General features: G+C 61.6%; 1 protein-coding gene. It reads right to left on the bottom strand.

Translation table 11 applies throughout. The features are described from left to right. Positions 1–40: 40 nt before the first annotated feature. On the bottom strand, positions 41–216 hold a 176-nt coding region (locus tag AF337_RS13935; RefSeq protein WP_160320304.1), incomplete at its 5' end, for an ArsR/SmtB family transcription factor.

A 216-nucleotide genomic window follows, 5' to 3' on the forward strand; every position in this document is an offset into this window, starting at 1 on the left:
ACCACGATCTCTTGCGTGTCGGGCTTCAATGCGGCGTCGCTCATGGATCGATTTCCTTCAGCAATGTTCTGAGATTGGCAAAGCGGTCGCGCCAGAAGACGCCGTAATGGCTCATCCAGTCGACAAGGGGCTCCAGGCCTTCCGGCTCGGCGCGGTAATAGACCTTCCGCCCCTCGGGGCGCTCTGCGACCAGGCCCGCCTGTTTCAGCGCCTTGA

The organism is Rhizobium ecuadorense, assembly GCF_001187535.1.
Lineage (GTDB): Bacteria > Pseudomonadota > Alphaproteobacteria > Rhizobiales > Rhizobiaceae > Rhizobium > Rhizobium ecuadorense.